Annotated in this window: 10 protein-coding genes, 1 tRNA gene and 1 pseudogene; 7 read left to right on the top strand and 5 right to left on the bottom strand. The window is 59.6% G+C overall.

The genetic code is table 11. The features are described from left to right. Positions 1 to 30: 30 nt before the first annotated feature. A complete protein-coding gene (locus ALFI_RS09030; RefSeq protein ID WP_244264957.1) occupies positions 31 to 2,175 on the top strand; it encodes a PL29 family lyase N-terminal domain-containing protein in 2,145 nt (714 codons plus the stop codon). 244 nt (positions 2,176 to 2,419) lie between these two features. On the opposite strand, the gene pbpC is transcribed toward ALFI_RS09030, so the two are convergent. Continuing rightward, positions 2,420 to 4,729, bottom strand: coding sequence for a penicillin-binding protein 1C (pbpC, locus tag ALFI_RS09025; protein WP_014775571.1), 2,310 nt, complete (start codon positions 4,727 to 4,729; stop codon positions 2,420 to 2,422). Positions 4,730 to 4,768: 39 nt separating this feature from the next. Here pbpC and ALFI_RS09020 point away from each other — a divergent pair, with 39 nt between their 5' ends. Next, positions 4,769 to 10,021: an Ig-like domain-containing alpha-2-macroglobulin family protein gene (locus ALFI_RS09020; protein WP_014775570.1), complete on the top strand. Its 5,253-nt coding sequence runs from the start codon at positions 4,769 to 4,771 to the stop codon at positions 10,019 to 10,021. Between the two features lie 187 nt (positions 10,022 to 10,208). On the opposite strand, the gene ALFI_RS09015 is transcribed toward ALFI_RS09020, so the two are convergent. The 3 genes and pseudogenes from ALFI_RS09015 to ALFI_RS09005 all read right to left on the bottom strand — a co-directional run bounded on the left by ALFI_RS09015 (position 10,209) and on the right by ALFI_RS09005 (position 13,227). Beyond that, positions 10,209 to 11,384 (bottom strand): MFS transporter, encoded by a 1,176-nt coding sequence (locus ALFI_RS09015; protein ID WP_014775569.1) that lies wholly within the window; start codon positions 11,382 to 11,384, stop codon positions 10,209 to 10,211. 455 nt (positions 11,385 to 11,839) lie between these two features. Continuing rightward, a pseudogene (locus tag ALFI_RS17705) lies at positions 11,840 to 12,400 on the bottom strand (flavin reductase family protein); the annotation flags it as partial. A gap of 8 nt (positions 12,401 to 12,408) precedes the next feature. Then, positions 12,409 to 13,227 carry an alpha/beta hydrolase gene (locus tag ALFI_RS09005; protein ID WP_009597120.1) on the bottom strand — a complete coding sequence of 273 codons (819 nt, stop codon included), beginning with the start codon at positions 13,225 to 13,227 and terminating at the stop codon, positions 12,409 to 12,411. Between the two features lie 52 nt (positions 13,228 to 13,279). Between ALFI_RS09005 and ALFI_RS09000 the strand changes: the two genes are divergently transcribed. Further along, a complete protein-coding gene (locus ALFI_RS09000; RefSeq protein WP_009597134.1) occupies positions 13,280 to 14,182 on the top strand; it encodes a tyrosine-type recombinase/integrase in 903 nt (300 codons plus the stop codon). A 24-nt stretch (positions 14,183 to 14,206) separates the two neighbouring features. Continuing rightward, entirely contained in the window at positions 14,207 to 14,503 is a 297-nt protein-coding gene (gene hpf / locus ALFI_RS08995) for a ribosome hibernation-promoting factor, HPF/YfiA family (RefSeq protein WP_009597127.1), read from the top strand. 275 nt (positions 14,504 to 14,778) lie between these two features. Here hpf and ALFI_RS08990 read toward each other — a convergent pair. Further along, positions 14,779 to 14,850 (bottom strand) — tRNA-Glu (locus ALFI_RS08990). A 141-nt stretch (positions 14,851 to 14,991) separates the two neighbouring features. Here ALFI_RS08990 and ALFI_RS08985 point away from each other — a divergent pair. The 3 genes from ALFI_RS08985 (at position 14,992) to ALFI_RS08975 (ending at position 18,705) form a co-directional block, all read left to right on the top strand. Next, complete coding sequence (locus ALFI_RS08985; RefSeq protein ID WP_014775567.1) at positions 14,992 to 15,729, top strand: RsiV family protein; 738 nt, start codon at positions 14,992 to 14,994, stop codon at positions 15,727 to 15,729. Between the two features lie 1,097 nt (positions 15,730 to 16,826). After that, complete coding sequence (locus ALFI_RS08980; protein WP_014775566.1) at positions 16,827 to 17,672, top strand: glycosyltransferase family 2 protein; 846 nt, start codon at positions 16,827 to 16,829, stop codon at positions 17,670 to 17,672. 28 nt (positions 17,673 to 17,700) lie between these two features. After that, complete coding sequence (locus ALFI_RS08975; protein ID WP_014775565.1) at positions 17,701 to 18,705, top strand: glycosyltransferase family 2 protein; 1,005 nt, start codon at positions 17,701 to 17,703, stop codon at positions 18,703 to 18,705. Positions 18,706 to 18,729: the final 24 nt, after the last annotated feature.

Genomic DNA, 18,729 nt, shown 5'->3' with positions numbered 1-18,729 from the left:
CCGTCACTTATTTATCCTAACCTCAAAATCATGATGAAAAAATTCGCCCTTTGGAGCCTCGCGCTCCTGCTGACGTTCGCCGCCGCATGCAGCGACTACGACGACACCGACCTGTGGAACAGCGTGAACGACATCAAAAAACGCGTCGAAGCGCTCGAAACCGCCGTCGCCAAACTCAACTCCGACGTTTCGGCCATGCAGACGCTGATCGAAAAACTCAACGAAAAGGTCTACGTCTCGAAGGTCGAAACCAACGCCGACGGCTCCTACACGATCTACTTCACCGACCCCGAAAACACCAAAATCACGATCACCGACGGAAAAGACGGCGCCGCGGCACCCGTAATCGGCGTTGCGAAGGATACGGACGAGATCTACTACTGGACCCTGACATCGGGAGGGGGAGAGCCTGAATGGCTGCTGGCCGACGGCAAAAAGATCCCCGTCACGGCCGCCGCCGTCGTGCCCCTGCTGAAGATCGACGACAAGGGATTCTGGATCATCAGCTGCGACAAGGGCGCGACGTGGAACTACATCACCGACGACAAGGACCAGCCGGTTTCGGCGCTGGGTCAGGGCGGCGTGAGCGACTCGTTCTTCAAGGAGGTGACGCAGGACGGCGCATACGCCTATTTCACGCTCATGGACGGCACGACGATCACCGTAGCCATGCGTTCGGATTTCTACCTGCTCGTCAAAATGGCCCCGGCGCTTGGCACCTACGCCTACGGCGAGAACAAAACCTATGAGACCGAAAGCGTGGGCGTGAACGACGTCGTGCTGACCAAGCCCACCGGCTGGGTCGTTTCGTACGCCGACGAGGTGCTTACGATCAAAGCCCCCGCCGAAGAGGCCGTCTGCGAAACGGAAGGCGAAATCGCCGTCATCTACTTCGGCGACAACGACCGCAGCTCGCTGGTAAAGATGAAGGTCAAGATCGACAAGGATTACACGGGCGTAACCGAAGGCGACAACTTCACGCTCGAAATCACCGAAGTCGGGGACACCCGCGTCAGGGCCGCCATCACGCCGAAAGATCCCGAAATGTCCTATTACGTCTATCCCTACGATCCGGCCAAGAGCGACGAGGCATGTATCACCCAGCTCCAGAAGCGTTTCAAAGCCGACATCGTCGACGGACCGGAATATGTGGATTACTTCTTCAAAGGCGCCAAAACCGACTACAGATACAGCGGCCTGACGCCCGGCGAGAGCTACGACCTCTCGGTGGTCGGCGTAAAATACGACCTGACGGCCAAGACGCTCGACATCGTCACGCCGCTCATGCGGGTTCCCTTCAGCACCAAAGCCCCCGAAATCATCAACACCGCCTATCTGATGACCCTCTCCGACATTTCGTGGTACGGGGCGAAGTGCGCCGTCCATCCTTCGGACGACCTGCCCTACTTCTGCACGTTCGTCAAGAAATCGACTTTCGACATGGCCTATGACGACGCCGATTTCGCACAGACCTATATCGACGACCGCTACCTGTGGCCCTATTACGGCGAGCTGAGCGACGGCATCCTGCTCTGGAGCGACTTCACCGCAACGGGCGACCTCGCATTCTCCTCGCCGGGATTCATGCGGCGCGATCCGCTCTATATCTCGGAGGACATTTACCCGCTGGAAGCCAATACCGATTATTACGCCGTGGCGTTCGGCTGCAACGAAAACGGCGAATTCTCGAACAGCCGCGTCTCGCGCAAGCTTTTCCATACCAAAGCCTTCACGCCGACCGAAGCGTGCACCTTCACCATCGACGTAACCGTGGACAAGCAGGATCTCGCGATCAAGGTGATCCCTTCGGACAAAAACACGAGCTACATCACGTTCATCGACGAGCGGGACACCTACCGCGACAATTTCGCCACGCCGCGGCAATATCCGCCCTACGACCTCTACTGGCGCATGCAGGGACTGGAAGCGGGACAGACGATCGGGGACGACGACTGCTTCTACACGGGCGACGCGGCTTACAACGTCGTAAGCCTGAAAGCCGCATCGGCCTACATCGTCTTCGCGTACGGATGCTCCGCCGACGGCAGAATCACGACCGAGCCGGAGATCGTCGAGGTCCACACCAAGGGAACGGTGGACCAGCCCGACCTGAACTCGGCCGCCAAGCACCGCCGCACGGTCAGCGCACGGCCCGCATACCGTGTGATCCGCTGACGGGGATTGCAAACACAAGGAAGCCGGACTTTTTTAAGTCCGGCTTCTTGTTTAACCGACACCACATCAAATTCGCAAACGGCCTCGATCCATTCCCAAGCGATCCCGGCAATAACGGCCGGCCCTCCCATTACCGTCCGCCGAAGTACAAACCCTCCGGGAAAACCGGCTTCGGCCCCCGGAAAGCACTGCGCGGCACCCAGCGCAAAGCCCCTCCGCACCCGCAAGAAGCCACAGGCTGCGGTCAGCGGCAGCTGAACGAGACGCTTTGCCGCGCCCCGTGTTCGTCGATAACGGTCAGCCGGTGCGCACCGGGAGCGGGACGGACGGATATCTTGTGTTCGAGGGTCGTCGCACCGATATAATTGTCGTCGATATGCCAGTATAACACGGCGTTGCGGTCGCGGTGTATGGCCGTGAAGACCAGACTCTGCGCCTCGCCTTCGAGCGATTTGGGCGCCACCAGCACGCGCCCCGGCTGGGGATAGACGATGTCGATCGGATTGCCGCCCGCCCCGCTGCCCGAAAGTCCCGGATGCAAAGGCGGCAGCGGACGGTAGTCGGGATGCTGCTTCCTGTAATACCACTCCTGCGCGGGCGGCAGGATAAACATCGGCATCCGGACGATCTGCGCCGGGTCGTAACAGTCCGCGGTCACCCGGTAGCGGAGGTCGCGGCTCAGATTCACGATCCGGTGGTAGGGACAGACTTCGCCGGCGGCAGCCGTGCGGGGAATCATCAGCGTATCGCGGTCGGGACATATGTGCGAAGCCAGACAGCCGCTCTGCCGGCAGACGACGGCCGCTTCCAGATCGCCGTGAGGCTCCGCGAACCACTCCCCGCCGGGCAGCAGCCCGAATACGTCGAAGAGCAGCGGCGCGGCATACCCCACCCCGGTCATCAGCGGACGGCCTTCGCCCGAACAGTTGCCCACCCAGACGCCGACGGCATAGTCGGGCGTCGCCCCGACGGCCCACGCATCGCGGTTGCCGTAGCTGGTGCCCGTTTTCCAGCCGATCTTCTTCGACGAGGAGAAATACTGCCACTCGCCCTCCTCCTCAGGACGGGCCACATGGCTTATCGAATTGAACATAAGCCATATCGCACCCCTCGACAGCGGAATGTCGTCCGCGCTGACCGTCTTTACGGCCTCCGGATCGCAGTGCGGGATGCGGACCGGCCCGCCGCCGAGCTTGGCGGCCAGCATCGCATAGACCGACGTCAGGTCCCAGAGCGTGATCTCGGCACCGCCCAGAATCAGCGAAAGCCCGTAATGGTCGGCGCTCCTGTCAATCGTCCCGAATCCCAGATTCCGCACCAGCGCCAGAAAATTCTCGCGCCCGTATTTGTCGAGCATCTTCACCGAAGGAACGTTCAGCGAACGTTCGATCACCCGGTTGGCAGGCACCGCGCCGCTGAAGTCGTGGTTGAAGTTCTGGGGCGTAAAGTCCTTGTAATAAGTCGGAACATCCGGAAACAGCATCGTGGGCAGGGCCGTCCCGTTGTCCAGCATCGCGGCGTAAAGCAGGGGTTTGAGCACGCTTCCGCTGCTGCGGGGCGCCCGGACGACATCGACGCTGGTGCCCTCGCTCCTGTCCGCGGGATCGTAGACATTTCCCACATAGGCCAGCACTTCGCCGCTCTTCACATCCATCACCACGACGGCGAGGTTGTTTATCTTATTGCCCCTGTTGCGCCGGTTGTGCCGCAGCGCCAGCTCGTTGACCCTGCGCTGCAGGTCATAGTCGAGCGTCGAGCGGAGCGATCCCCCGCGCATCCGCCCCAGCAGGTGCATCGCCTGCATCGGCATCGGTTCGGGAGCGTCGGGCAGCGGTTCCTGCCGGGCCAGAGCGCACGTCAGGGAGTCGATATGCCCGCCGCGCCATATCCGTTCCAGCAGGTCGTCCCGCTTGCGCCGCAACCGTTCCCGGTTGCGCCTGATATGGATGAGCGCGGGCGAGTTCGGAAGTACGGCGAGCATGGCGCTCTCGCCCCACGAGAGGCTGCCGGCGCTGCGGCCGAAATAGTACCATGCGGCGCTCTCCAACCCGATCACATTGCCGCCAAAGGGGGCGTGGGAGGCGTACAGGGCGAGTATCTCCTCCTTGCCGCATCTGAATTCCAGCCGGGTCGCCAGCACCGCCTCGACGATCTTTTCCCGGAAGGTCCTCGCTTTCCGGCCGCGGCTCAGGCGGATCGTCTGCATCGTAAGCGTGCTGGCGCCGCTGGCCACCCTTCCCGAAGCGAGGTTCTGCCGCACGGCGCGGCCGAGCGCCAGCGGATCGACCCCGAAATGGCGGTAGAAACGTTTGTCCTCGTAAGTAGTAATTGCGACACGGAATTTGTAAGGCACGCTGTCCGTAGGGAAAAAGCGCCACTGTCCGTCGGAAGCGACCTTGGCCGACATCAGACGGCCGTCGCGGCTCCAGACGGTCGCCGAGAAAGGCTCGTCGAAAAGCGTCCGGGGCAGGCAGAAACAATACCCCGCCGCAGCCGCGGCAAGGAGCGGCAACAGCAGGAAATATATTGTTTTCCGCTTGAGCTTTTCAGTCATATTTTATGTATCTTTGACAAAGTTACCAAAAAAACCACTATGAAAGCAATCCGCTACGTATTGTTTGCAACGGCTCTCCTGCTCTTCGCCTCATGCGGCAGGCAGCCGTCCGATATCATCGAATCGTCGCCGAACGGAGTGACGGGCGTCAAAATGCCGATTCTCGTGACGTTCAAGGAGAACGTCGAGCCGAAAGAGGACAGAATCCGGGAAGCCGTATCGATCTCGCCCTCCGTCGATTTCGACGTCTACCTTTCGGGAATGCGGATGCTGCGGATCATCCCCCGGTCGCCCCTGAAATACGACACCCGCTACAAGGTGACCATCGATGCCGCGAAACTCACCGGACGGCAGCTCAAAGGCGTCGCGGAATTCGAATTCGCCACGCCGAAACTGCGGTTCGCCTACAGCGACTACTGGCTGCAGCAAAGCGACGACATGACCTCCTACGTACTGGTCGGCGAGGTGGTCTCGTCCGATTACGCGGAGAGCGGCTACGTGGAGAAGAACCTCAAGATAAGCGGACTGAAGAATCCGGACGTCGCGTGGGTGCACTCCGCGAACGGCACCACGCACCAGTATACCGTCGGCAACATCGCCCCCGGCGAGGGAGCGGGTTACACGCTGACGCTCGATTTCGGCTACGGCGACAGCAAGACCCTGACCGTCGAAGTGCCCAAGAAGGACGAGTATGTGGTGCTGGACCACAGCGTCGCGGCGGAACCGCTCGCGGTGGTGGTGACCTTCTCCGAACCGCTCAAACAGAGCCAGAACCTGAAGGACCTGATCCGCTTCGACACGAAATTCCGCACCTCGGTCGACAAGAACCGGCTCTACATCTATCCCGAATCGCACGTCACGGGGAATTTCGACATCGAAATAAGCCGGAACGTGCTCAGCAAGGGCGGGCAGCGGCTCAAGGAGAGCTATACGTTCACGGCCAACCTGCCGTCGCGGGTGCCGGCGATCCGCTTCGCGGGCAAAGGCTCCGTCCTCCCCTCGTCGAACGACATGTCCCTGCTGTTCGAAGCGGTGAACTACCGCAAGGCGCGGGTGCGCGTGCGGAAAATATTCGCCAACAACCTGCTGCAGTTCTTCCAGCAGAACTACTACGGCGGCGACTACTATTCGGCTATGGACTACGTGTCGCGCATCGTCCGCGATACGACCGTCGATCTCTCGGCCAAGGCATCGACCAAGCTCGACCTCTCCAACACCTATTCGCTGGATCTCAGCCGCCTGATAACCGACGGCCGGAAGTCGATGTACCTGCTGGAGATCAAGGGCGTCGAACCGCTGGTTCCCACCGACGAGTATGATTACGACTACTATTTCGGAGATTACCGGACTTACCGGGAGCGGTCGAAACTGGTTCTGCAGTCCGACATCGGCATCATCTGCAAAAGCAGCGGCGAAGAGGAGTACGTCGTCTACACCACCGACCTGCTGTCAGCCCGGCCCAAAGGAGGCTGCAAGGTACGGGCCTACGACAAGCAGAACCAGACCGTGGCGGAAGCATCCACCGATTCCGAAGGCCGCGCCGTGCTGAAATGCAGGGAGGAGCCCTCCATCGTAGCGGCCGAAGCCGACGGACAGCTCGCCTTCGTCAAGGTGGAGCGGGGCGCGGCGCTGTCACTGAGCAATTTCGACGTCGGGGGCACCACCAACCCCAAAGGCACGAAGGGTTTTCTGTTCGGCGAGCGCGGCGTATGGCGGCCCGGAGACGACATCTTCCTCACCTTCATCGTCACGTCCGACAATCCGCTGCCGGAAAACCATCCGGCGTCCGTGGAGTTCTTCAACCCCAACGGGCAGCTGGTGCAGACGCTGGTCAGCAACGGCTCCTCGGACGGCATCTACACGTTCAAACTCGGAACGACGCCGGCGGCGCCTACCGGACAGTGGCTGGCGCGCGTAAGTCTGGGCGGCGCGGTATTCGAAAAAGCGATCCGCGTGGACGCCATCAAGCCCAACCGAATGAAAATCGACATGCGGCTCGGTGACGGCAAGCGGATCGACGCCCGAAAGTTCACGGGCAGCCTGATGGCCAAATGGCTGCACGGCGCTCCGGCGGACGGCGCAAAAATGACGCTTCAGGCGCAGCTCAGGCAGATTCCGACGCGTTTCAAGGGTTATGAGAAGTACTCGTTCGACGACGCGACGAAATATTTCGAAACCGAGGAGCGGGAGATCGTCTCCGGCACCACGGACCAGCAGGGAACGCTGCAGCTGACGACCGACGGACTCGCTTCGCTGGAGGGGCTCAGCCCCGGCATGCTGAGCGGCAAATTCACGGTGAAGGTCTTCGAAAAGAGCGGCGATTTCAGCGTCGATCAGCAGATCATCCCCGTGTCGCCCTACGACGCCTATTTCGGAATCGGAGTGACGCCCCAGACGAGCGACTGGGGCGACGAATACCTCGACAGCAAAAAAGAACATCTGCTGCGCATCGTCATGCTCGATGCGCAGGGACGTCCCCTGCCCGGCAGGGAGGAGGTGCTCGTCTCGGTCTACAAGATCACCTCCTACTGGTGGTGGGACGCCGCGTCGGACTCGCAGGCCCGTTATGCGAAAAATGCGCTCAACACCTGCTACAAGACATTGCAGACGCCCCTGACCGACGGCGCGGGGCAGGTCGCGATGCGCTGGAGCGCAGGCGATTACGGCTATTATATGATCCGCGTGACCGGTTCGGGCCATGAACACGCTGCGACTCAGGTCGTTTGCGTATCGTCCTCCGACTGGCGGGGCGACGTCTCCTCGGTGACGGACGCAGCCACCCGACTCGCCGTGACCAAGGACAAGGAGAAATATGCGCCGGGCGACAAGGCGAAGATCACGATCCCCTCTTCGCCGGAAGCGCGGGCGCTGGTGAGCGTCGAGAGCGGCAGCGTCGTACGGGAAAGTTTCTGGATCGACTGCGCCGACAAACAGACCGCGTTCGAGATACCGATCAAAGCCGGAATGGCTCCCAACGTCTACGCCTCGGTGACGCTCGTCCAGCCCCATAACCATACGCACAACGATGCGCCGATAAGGTTGTTCGGCGTGATCCGGCTCGACGTCGAAGACGCCGCCACGAAGCTCGATCCGGTGATCGACATGCCCGAAACGGTCAGACCGGAGTCGGAGATCACGATAAAGGTCCGGGAAAAGGACGGCAAGAAGATGAGCTATGTGCTGGCGCTGGTGGACGAGGGCCTGCTGGGGCTGACGCGCTTCAAGACGCCGAACCCCTACCTCCATTTCAACGCCACGGAGGCGCTGGGCGTACGGACGTGGGACATGTTCGACCACGTGATCGGCGCCTACGGCGGCAGGATCGAACAGTTGTTCGCAATCGGCGGCGACGCGGAGCAGCAGCAGAACACCGGCGCACTGAAGGCGCAGCGGTTCAGACCCGTCGTACGGTTCCTCGAAGCGCAGAAGCTAGGCGCAGGCAAAACGAACACCCACAAAATCGCGCTGCCGCCCTATTTCGGGTCGGTGCGCGTGATGGTCGTGGCTTCGAACGGACGGGCTTCCGGCGCCGCGGAGAAGGTCGCCGAAGTGAAAAAACCGCTGCTGGTGCAGGCCACCCTGCCGCGCGTGGTCTCCACGGACGAAGAGGTGGAGCTGCCGGTGACGGTTTTCGCCCTCGAAAAGGGAGTCGGCAAGATCGACCTGAAAGTCTCCGCGAACGAACTCTTCTCGGCCGTCGGCCCGCGCAGCAAGACGATCGCCCTCAGCCAAAGCGGCGAGGAGGTCGTAACGTTCCGGCTGAAAGTCAACAAGGAGACGGGCGTCGGAAAGGTTCGGGTCACGGCGACCTCCTCCGGCGACAGCTCCGTCTCGGAGATCGAGCTGGACGTACGCGAACCCAACCCCTACGTAACGACGTCGGAGGATTACATGCTGGAACCGGGCAAAACGATCGCCCTCAGGCCCCTGAAGGATACCGGAAACGCGAAGCTCGAACTCTCGTCGATCCCGTCCGCAGACCTCACGCGCCGCATGGAATATCTGGTGAGGTACCCCCACGGCTGCATCGAGCAGATCACCTCCGGCGCATTCCCGCAGCTCTACCTGCCCGCCGTCATGGAGTGCGACGTCCGGACGCTTCAGGACATCGACCGCAACGTCAAGAGCGTATTGTCGCGTCTGGGCGGTTACCAGCTCTACAACGGATCGTTCGCCTACTGGAGCGGAGGTTCGAACAGCTCCGAGTGGGGAACGGCCTATGCGGCCCACTTCCTGACCGAAGCCGCGAAATACGGCTACGCCATCGACCGCCCGATGCTCGACCGCGCGCTCAAATACCTGCGCGGCAACGAAGCGGACAGCTTCCTGACGCAGGCTTACGCCCAGTACGTTCTGGCGCTCAACAACATGGCTGACCGGGGCGCCATGAACCGGCTGAGGGAGAAAGCCGCCGACCTGAAGAACGACGTCAAATGGATGCTGGCGGCGGCCTATGCGCTGGACGGCAACCGGAAGGTAGCCGAAGAGCTGACCGCGCAGGGCGGAAGCGGCCAGACCGGCAAGGTCGATCCGTACGACGACACCTACAACAGCAGCGAACGCCAGATGGCCGTGGTGCTCATGACGCAGACGCTGCTCGGCAAACGGGAAGAGGCGTTCCGCACGGCCCTGAAGATGTCCGACATCCTCAAGAAGGAGAAGTGGCTGAGCACGCAGTCTACGGCGTGGATGCTCAGCACCCTCTCCAACTTCATCGTGTCGGGGCAGACCGGCATCGACGCCAAAGCGGGCAAAGAGAGCATCCGAACCGACAAATCCTTCGTCAGCATGCCGCTGACCGAAGAGACCGGGGTGACGAACAACGGCAAGGAGAGTCTGTATGCCGTCGTCAGCCAGCGTTACAACCCCGCCAAGGGCGAAGAGACGGAGGCGGCCGACAACATCCGCATCGCCGTCCGGTATACGGACATGGACGGCAAGGCCGTAGACCCCAAGTCGATCCGCGCTTCGACGGATTTCTACGCCGTGGTGACCGTCTCGAACATCAGCGGCTATGAGAAATACACCAATCTGGCGCTGACACATATCGTTCCGGCGGGCTGGGAGATCACTTCGGAGCGGGACCTCACGTCGGTCACCTATCAGGACATCCGCGACGACCGGGTGCTGAGCTACTTCGACCTGAAACGGGGCGAAAGCAAGGAGATACCGGTCAAGCTGACGGCGACATACAAGGGCCGCTACTACCTGCCGTCGATCTACTGCGAAGCCATGTACGACAACTCGGTCCGCGCGCTCAAAAAGGGCGAATGGATCGAGGTGGTCGAATAGACCGGAGCCTGCCGGCAGGTCTTGCCCGGCAAAGCTTTCCGCCGGACAGACGGGAAGCGGCAAAAGGGATTATTCCCGAAATTTCAGGCAAATCCCCGGAACCTGTGCGGGTTCCGGGGATTGCTTTATTCCCAGTTTTCGGAAACAGCCGCTGCCGGCAGGAATTGCATGCAACCCGGCGCGGTCGTTATTTTTTCGTACAAACGGTGACGAGCAGCGAGGCGGACGAAAGCAGGATTCCCGCCGCGACGACTCCCGTCCAGCCGTAAAGCGACCATGCGGCTCCCGACAGCAGCGTGCCGAGCGAACCTCCCGCGAAGTAGGTGCTCATAAAGATCGTGTTGATCCGGTTCGAAGCCGAGGGATCGAGTTCGAACAGAGTGGCCTGATTGCTGAGCTGGATGCACTGCATGCCGATATCGACGACGACGATTCCGGCGACGAGCGCCGCATAGGAATCCGCACCGAAGAAGAACAGCAGCCATGCGAGGATCTGCAGGCCGACGCCGATATAGTTGAACCTGCGCACGCCGACGCGCCGGATGTACTTCCCGGCGAAGGTCGCCGTCAGAGCGCCCGCGATTCCGCAGAGTCCGAGCATGCCGACGACGTTGCTGCCGGCATAAAACGGCGCCTGCGCCATCTTGAAGGCGAGCGACGCCCAGAAACACAAAAAGGAGCCGAAAGCCAGCGCGGCGCGCACGGAATAGATACGCAGCGTCGGATAGCACCGGACGATCGTAAGGAGCGACTTCATCAGGGCGGCATAGGTTCCCCGGAAGTTGGGGCGCGCATCGGGCAGTACATACAGCACGACGGCCGCCGAAACGACCATGAGTCCGGCAGCGGCGAAATACATTTCGCGCCAGCCGAAAAGCTCGCCGATAACGCCGCTGACCACGCGCGAAGCGAGGATTCCGGTCAGCAGGCCCGAAAGGACGATCCCGACATTGCGGTTTTTATATTCCGGGCGCGAATACTGCGCCGCCAGCGGAATGAAGATTTGCGGAATGACCGAGCAGACGCCCGTCACCAGCGAAAACCCGTGAATCACACGGATATCGGAAGCCGTGGCGATCGCCAGCAGCGAAACGGCCAGCAGCAGGAAGTTGACCAGTACGATGCGCCTGCGGCTGAAAAGATCGGCGAGGGGTATGATGAACAGCAGCCCCAGCGCATAACCCAACTGCGAAAAGAGGGCGACATGGTTGGCGGCGAGCGTAGTGGTGCCCAGATCCTGCCGGAGCATATCGAGCAGCGGCTGATTGTAGTACAGATTGGCGACCGACACGCCGGCGATGACGGCCAGCGTGCATAACAAACCGTTCGAAAGCCCGGCGCCCTCCTTCAACATCGCCTTCATCGGCGGCGCGGTTTTTCGGGTCCCGACTTTCGCCCCTGCCTGCGATCCGGGTTGCGTCCCGGCCTGCGGTTCGGATCGCGGTTCGGGTTACGGCTTGGGGTGGAGTTTGAGTTGGGGCCGGCTGACGATGCGGCGGAGGATGCGGAGGATGACAAGGCGGATGCCGAAGGCATTGCGGATGCGGAGGATGACGGAGAGGCAGGGGGCGTTGCGGAAGATAATGCGGAGGAAGACAAGGCGGATGCCGGAGTCATTGCGGATGCGGAGGATGACAATGAGGCAGAGGGCGTTGCGGAAGATAATGCGGAGGAAGTCCGGTCCTCAGATTCTACACCGGATGCGGTTTTCGTTCCGGTCAGAGATTTCGTTCCGGCCACGGGCTTTGTTCCGGGTGCGGATTTCTTTCCGGTCACGGGCTTTGTTCCGGTCTCGGATTTCGGCGTTTTCGGCCGCGGCTTTTTCCGCACCGACCAGCCGAAATGGCCGAGCGCTTCGCCCAGTGCGAAATATTCGCCGTGGGAGTAGACGATCGGGCAGGCCCGTTCGAGGCAGAAACGGCCCGTGGCAGGGTCGATATAATCGGCATCGACCTGCACGGCGACCACCTCGGCCAAAAACATGTCGTGCGTACCCAGCTCAAGCACCTGCCGCACGCGGCACTCGATGCTCACGGGAGACTCTTCGACGATCGGCGCGGCGACCTTGAGCGCCTTGCCGGGCGTAAGGCCCATTTCGCGGAATTTGTCGTAATCGCGGCCCGAACGTACGCCGCACCAGTCCGCGGCACGGGCCAGACCGCGGGTCGTGAGGTTGATGACGAACTCGCCGGTGCGGCGGATAATCCCGTAGGAGTGGCGTTCGGGCCGCACCGAGACGTAGCACATCGGCGGATCGGTGCAGACCGTCCCCGTCCACGCCACGGTCAGCAGGTTATACTCGTCCGGCGTCGCGCCGCAGCTCACCAGCACCGCCGGCAGCGGATAGATGAGCGTTCCGGGTTTCCAGCTCTCTTTCATCGGCCCAACTATTTGTCCCGAAAGAAGAAGTTGCGGAAAAATACGATCTGGTAGTCGATCGAATTGCCCCAATACTCGTTGTTGTGACGGCCGGGACGCACATAGAAGTCGTGCATGATGCCGCGGCGCAGCAGCTCGGCATGGAAGTCGTTGTTCACCCCGAAGAAGAAATCGTCGTAACCGCAGTCGATAACGATCGCCAGATCGCCGTCGGCGATACGCGGGATCAGGTTGATCGGCGTAGCCGCCTCCCAAGCTTCGGGATGCTCGGCCTGCGTGCCCAGCAGCTGCGGAATCTCCCAGTTTTCGGGGAACGGGCGGATATCCAGCCCGCCGCTCGTGCTGCCGACGGCCCCGAACAGCTCCTTATGCCTGATCGCCAGTGACACGGCGCCGAAGCCGCCCATGCTGAGCCCCGTGATCGCGCGACCGCTGCGGTCGCGCGAAACGGGATAACGCTCCTCGACGGCCGGAAGCAGTTCCCGCGTCATGAAAGTCTCGTAAAGGCTCTTCGCCCGCACCTTGCTGTCGAGATACCAGCTCGTCGCGCCGTCGGGACAGACGAAGGCGATTCCTTCGCGGTCGGCGATGGCGGGCAGCGACGGTTTGATCCGGAGCCACGTCGTCTGATTGCCGCCGTAACCGTGGAGCAGGTAGACCGTCGGGCAGGGATTCGCAGGCGAAGCGCCGTCGGGCAGGATCACGATCACGGGAATGTCGCGGTCCATGGAAGCGCTGCGCACCGCAAGCGTATCGACCGCAGCGGCGGCGGCAAACTGCGCCGTCAGCCACGCCAGCAGAAAGGCTAAAATGAAGATTCGTTTCATGGCATACTATTTATGAATACGCAAAAATACGAAAAAACCGTATCTTTGCCGCATGCTGACGGAATTCATCCGATATCTCTCCGCCGAGCGGCGCTACTCGCCGCTCACGGTCCGCAACTACAAGCACGACGTGGAGCAGTTCCTCGCGTGGCTGGACTGCGACGAGTCGCGGTTCGACCCGCGGTCGGTCACGACCGAGCAGATCCGCGAATGGATCATTTTCCGCACGGAGGAGGGAAAGCTCAGCGCCGGGTCGATGAACCGCGAAGTGGCTTCGCTCCGGGCCTTTTTCCGGTGGCTGCACCGCACGGGAGCCGTCGAAAAGGATATTTTCCGCATGATTTCGACGCTCAAAACCTCACGCCGCCTGCCGGCATTCGTTCCCGAAAGCCGCATGACGACCATCGTCAGCGAGTGCGGACCGGACAGCGAAGATTTCCAGACCGAGCGCAACTCGCTCATCATCCTGATGTTTTACGCCTGCGGACTGCGTCTGGCCGAGCTGGTCGGCATCGACCGCAGCGACTTTTCGGCCGACTACACCTCGCTGCGGGTCCGGGGCAAGGGAGACAAACAGCGCATGGTCCCGATTCTCGAATTCCTGCGCGAAAAGATTTTGCACTACCTCGGCCTAATAGAGAGGCAAAATATTTGCATTTCTTCGGAAAAAGCACTATTTTTAACACATAAAGGGAAGCGCATATCCCGGAGCGTCGTCTACCGCACGGTGCAGGAGGAACTCACCCGCGCGGGCGTACAGGGCAAGAAAAGCCCGCACGTATTGCGGCATACGTTCGCCACGCACCTGCTGAACGGCGGAGCCGACATGCGCGAGATTCAGGAGCTTTTGGGCCACGCCTCGCTGCAGGCCACGCAGGTCTACACGCACAACAGCATCGCCCGGCTTCGGGAGATATACGCAAAAGCCCATCCCCGCGAAAAGGGAGGGAAGTGATTAACTTTTATAAACTGTAAGGCTATGAACGTACAGATTCAATCCGTGAAATTCGACGCAGACAAACGGCTGATCGAATTCGTAGAGCACAAAATGGAAAAGCTCGACCGCTTCGCAGAGCGTTCGACCGGTGCCGAGGTCATTCTGAAACTCGATAAAGACCATGAAAAAGGAAACAAGATCGCAACGATCACACTCCATATGCCGGGCGAGGACCTCGTGGCCTGCCACCAGTCCAAAGCCTTCGAGGAGTCGGTGGACGAAGCGATCGACGCCCTCAAGCGTCAGTTAGACAAATTCAAGAGCAAATCGGAAAAGTAAACCCACCAACCAATCAAATAACCTTTAACTTCAATGCCGCAGCGGCCGCCCCGAAAAGGGCGGCCGCTGCATTTGAAAACATCCGCCACATGGCGACGCGGGAAGTTGGGAACACACGGCATCGGGAAGCACACGTCATTCGAGAACCGTGGGAAACGGAAAAAAACCGGCACGCGAAACTATCCGGAAGCTGAAACCGCGCGGAATTCCGGCGAATGACTCCGCCCCAACGCGGAGCTGCGCACAAAAAAAGCGACCGGAAACCGATCGCTTAGTAGTGGATAGGGGATTCGAACCCCTATGTCGTGCGTGAGAGGCACGTATCCTAACCCTTAGATGAATCCACCGTGTGAGTTTTGTGGTGCAAAGATAACGCCTTCTTTTAAAACTGCAAAATTTTCCTGCAAATTCTACGATTTTTTTTGGAAAACCCCGCATATAGCCGCATTTTCCGTATCTTTACGATAAATACAAAACATGTCCAGACCATGAAATACATCAAAACCGCCATACTGATCGCAGGCATGGCTGCGGCGACGGCAGCCTGCACGCGGAAGCCCGTCGTTCCCCAATTCGGCATGCTGACAATCGACACCCTCATCGGCACGCCCGCAAACGGATGCAAGATCGAATACCGCTTCGCCACGATCGCCAACGCAGAGAAATCCCCCGCCCTGCGCTCCATCGAAGCCGCCAACGCAGGCTATTTCTTCGAACTGGAAGAGTTCGGCGGCACGGCGCGTCAGGCGGCCGATTCCGCCCTCCGCCAGATCGCCGCGGAGCTTGCATTTCCGCAGAGCGCCCCGCAGATGACGGAGCCTTACGAAATCTCGGCCGAAGCCGAGGCAGCCGTCACGGACTCGCTCGTCACCTACATCATCAGCCGGTGGAGCTACACGGGAGGGGCGCACGGCATGTACGCCACGGAGTGCCATACCTATTCGCTGGCCGGAGGGTACGAACTCTCCACGGCGGACCTCTTCTCCGAACGGCAACTGCTCGGCATGGAGGCCCTGCTGCGCAGGAAACTCTGCGAGCAATACGAAGCCGCCAACGACGACGAGCTGGCCGAACGGGGATTTTTCCCGGAATACATCTCCCTGACGGAGAATTTCCGGATTACGCCCGAAGGGATCACCTTCTACTACAATCCTTACGACATCGGATGCTATGCGCTGGGAGCCGTTGACGTGACGATGAGCCGCGAAGAGCTGGAGAATCTGTAACATCCTCCGAAAAAGAGACGGCCGCAGGGCCGTAAAATGAAAAAAGGCCGGAGTCTCACGACTCAGACCTTTTTTTTGGCGGGGAACCACCCCCTCCAAAAACGAGGTTTAATCGGAGGTATTCGACTCTCGGACGAGCACCGCCCTTCAAGTCTTAGTAACGGAATCTCCGTTACAACCTGCCGATTTCCTCAACCAACCTAAAACTACTAACCTAAATGAACCTTAAAACTTCACTGCAAAGATAAGGGGCGTTTTTGAATTACGCAAATATTTTATGAATATTTTAAATATATTTAACAATTTGGTAACATTGGCGGCGAAAAAGCGCTGAAAAAGCCCCTCAGGACGGGTTCGGAGAGAATCACGACGCCTGCCGTCCCACAAAAACAGCGTGGGAAAAAGTTGCAGAAACGACGGCCTGCAAACAAAAAAAAGCAACGGGAGAAAAAAATACGGGAGACAAAAAGACGGCGGCAAAGAAAAAAGCAACAGCGGAGAAAAAGGCGTCGGACAAACCGACCGGAGAAAAAAAAGCGACCGGAGAATAAAAAGCGACAGACAAATCGGCCGGGAGAAAACCGGCGGTTCGGAAACGGGCACAAAAAAAGGAAACACGGAATCGGACTGCTGTCCGGGTTCCAGAGTTTCCTCACCAACCTAAAACTACTAACCTAAATGAACCTTAAAACTTCACTGCAAAGATAAGGCGAAAAAAGATTCCGTGCAAGTTTTTATTAAAATATTTTTATATTTTTTTCATATTTTTTAATAAAATTTGTCATGTAAATAGAATAACACGATAATAACCAAGCATATAGCAAATACAGAAAAATATTTACAGTCCGCAATATTTTTTTTCAGACTCCACGCAGTATTTACCGGAAACGCGCGTTTATACATAGTGACACCCTATTGAAGGGCTGCCGCTGATGGAAGACGGGAATAAATCACTACCTTTGCGCAATGAACAAAGCGGTAGGCATTATACAACATACCGGAAACCGGAACTACGGAACGAAGGCACAACGGCAAAGATATTGCGTCGTGCCGTATGCGGCCGTACCGGTAAGGCATCCTAAAAACATGTTACTGTAATGACTGTATCGTTGATCATCTCCACTTACAATTGGCCCAGAGCCCTCTATCTGTGCCTCGACAGCGTGATGCAGCAGACTGTCATGCCTTCGGAAATCATCATCGCCGACGACGGTTCGGGCATCGCCACACGCGACGTAGTCCGCCACTTCGAAGCGGTTTCGCCCGTACCGGTACGCCATATCTGGCACGAGGACGACGGATTCCGGCTGGCGGAAATCCGCAACAAGGCCATTGCGGCCAGCCGCGGCGAGTATGTCATCCAGATCGACGGCGACCTGATCCTGCAGCGTCATTTCATTCAGGACCACATGATTTTCGCGCAGCCCGGCTGCTTCGTCACCGGATCGCGCGGCATCATTACCGAGATGCTCACCAATCAGGTGCTGCGGGGCGAGATCACCTCGCTGACCCCGCTGATGAAGGGCGTCCGCAACAGCAACAACGTCGTCCGGATTCCGCTGATGGCCTATCTCTACCGGACACTGGGTCCCTCCCGTTTCGTCAAGGGGTGCAACATGGCCTTCTGGCGCAGCGACCTGATCCGCGTAAACGGCTACGACGAAGAGTTCCGCGGCTGGGGCGGAGAAGATTCGGAACTGGCAACCCGGCTCAACAACAGCGGCGTGAGACAGCGGTGCATGAAATTCCGCGGCATCGTCTTCCACCTCTATCACGGCAAATGCGACCGCGACCGGCAGTCCGCCAACGAGGAACGCTACAAACAAAGCCTCTTCGAACACCGCACCCGCTGCCGGCGCGGGCTCGACCGGCATCTGTCCGCATCGGAGCGGATCGTATATACCGACGCCGAGACTGCCGTCCCCGCAGGCGCAGGCAGCTGACCGAATCCCGACAATTTTCAGATTTCATATGCTTGTTTCAGTTATCACCCCCGTCTATAATACAGCACAATACCTCGATGAATGTATCGGAAGCATTCTCTCGCAGAGCATGACCGATTTCGAGTTGCTGCTCATCGACGACGGATCGACCGACGGTTCGGGAGCAATCTGCGACCGTTACGCTGAAAAGGACAAACGCATCCGCGTATTCCATATCCCCAACGGCGGTGTCAGCGCGGCCCGAAATCTCGGACTGGACAACGCACGGGGCGAATTCGTGGTCTTCGTGGACTCCGACGACCGGGTCACTCCGGACCACCTCCAACAACTCGCCGACAGCAATATCGGAGAGGACGGAGTCGCCTTCACAAACCTGTTCGAAGAGCGTCCCGCAAGCGGCAGGCACCCCAACGGACACACCCGGATTTATGCGATACCGGATTGCCGGGTCACGGGCGGCCGGGATGCCTGCATGCCCGTACTGGCGCAGCTGCTGCGCAGACACTGCCTCGGCTGGACCTGCAACAAAATGTTCTCGCGCGCCACGATCGAACGGCACGGCCTGCGCTTCGACCGCAGCATCCGATACGCCGAAGACGAGATATTCACGGCCCAGTACTGCGCCCATATCACCCACCTCGTCAGCAACAGCAACCCCACATACCATTACCGGTACGTCCCCACGAGTCTGCTGCGCGGAAAGATAGACCCGATGATGCTGATGCGCATACGCCGCTACATCCACGAACAGTACAAGTCGCTGGGCTACTGCGACGAGATACTCTACCTCACGACCCGGACGCAGTTTTCGCGCCTGCGCCGCGAACTGCGCAGGACCAAAGGCTGGAACGCAGAGCTGGCCAACGAGTTGGCGCAGGGCATACTGGACAACTGGAAGTTCTACCGCGCCTACGTCCGTTCGGAATTCCGCAAGGGATTCTACGACACGAAAGCCCTGTGGATCGCCCGGCTGAGCTGCATGATAAACTCCCGGCTATGGGTCAAGCTGGTCATCAAGGGACTGCACATATAACATATACAAACGGCAAACGCCGCA

The sequence above is a fragment of the Alistipes finegoldii DSM 17242 genome, assembly GCF_000265365.1.
Lineage (GTDB): Bacteria > Bacteroidota > Bacteroidia > Bacteroidales > Rikenellaceae > Alistipes > Alistipes finegoldii.
The sequence above is the reverse complement of the archived record's forward strand: the minus strand, read 5'-3'. Positions and strand labels throughout refer to the sequence as shown.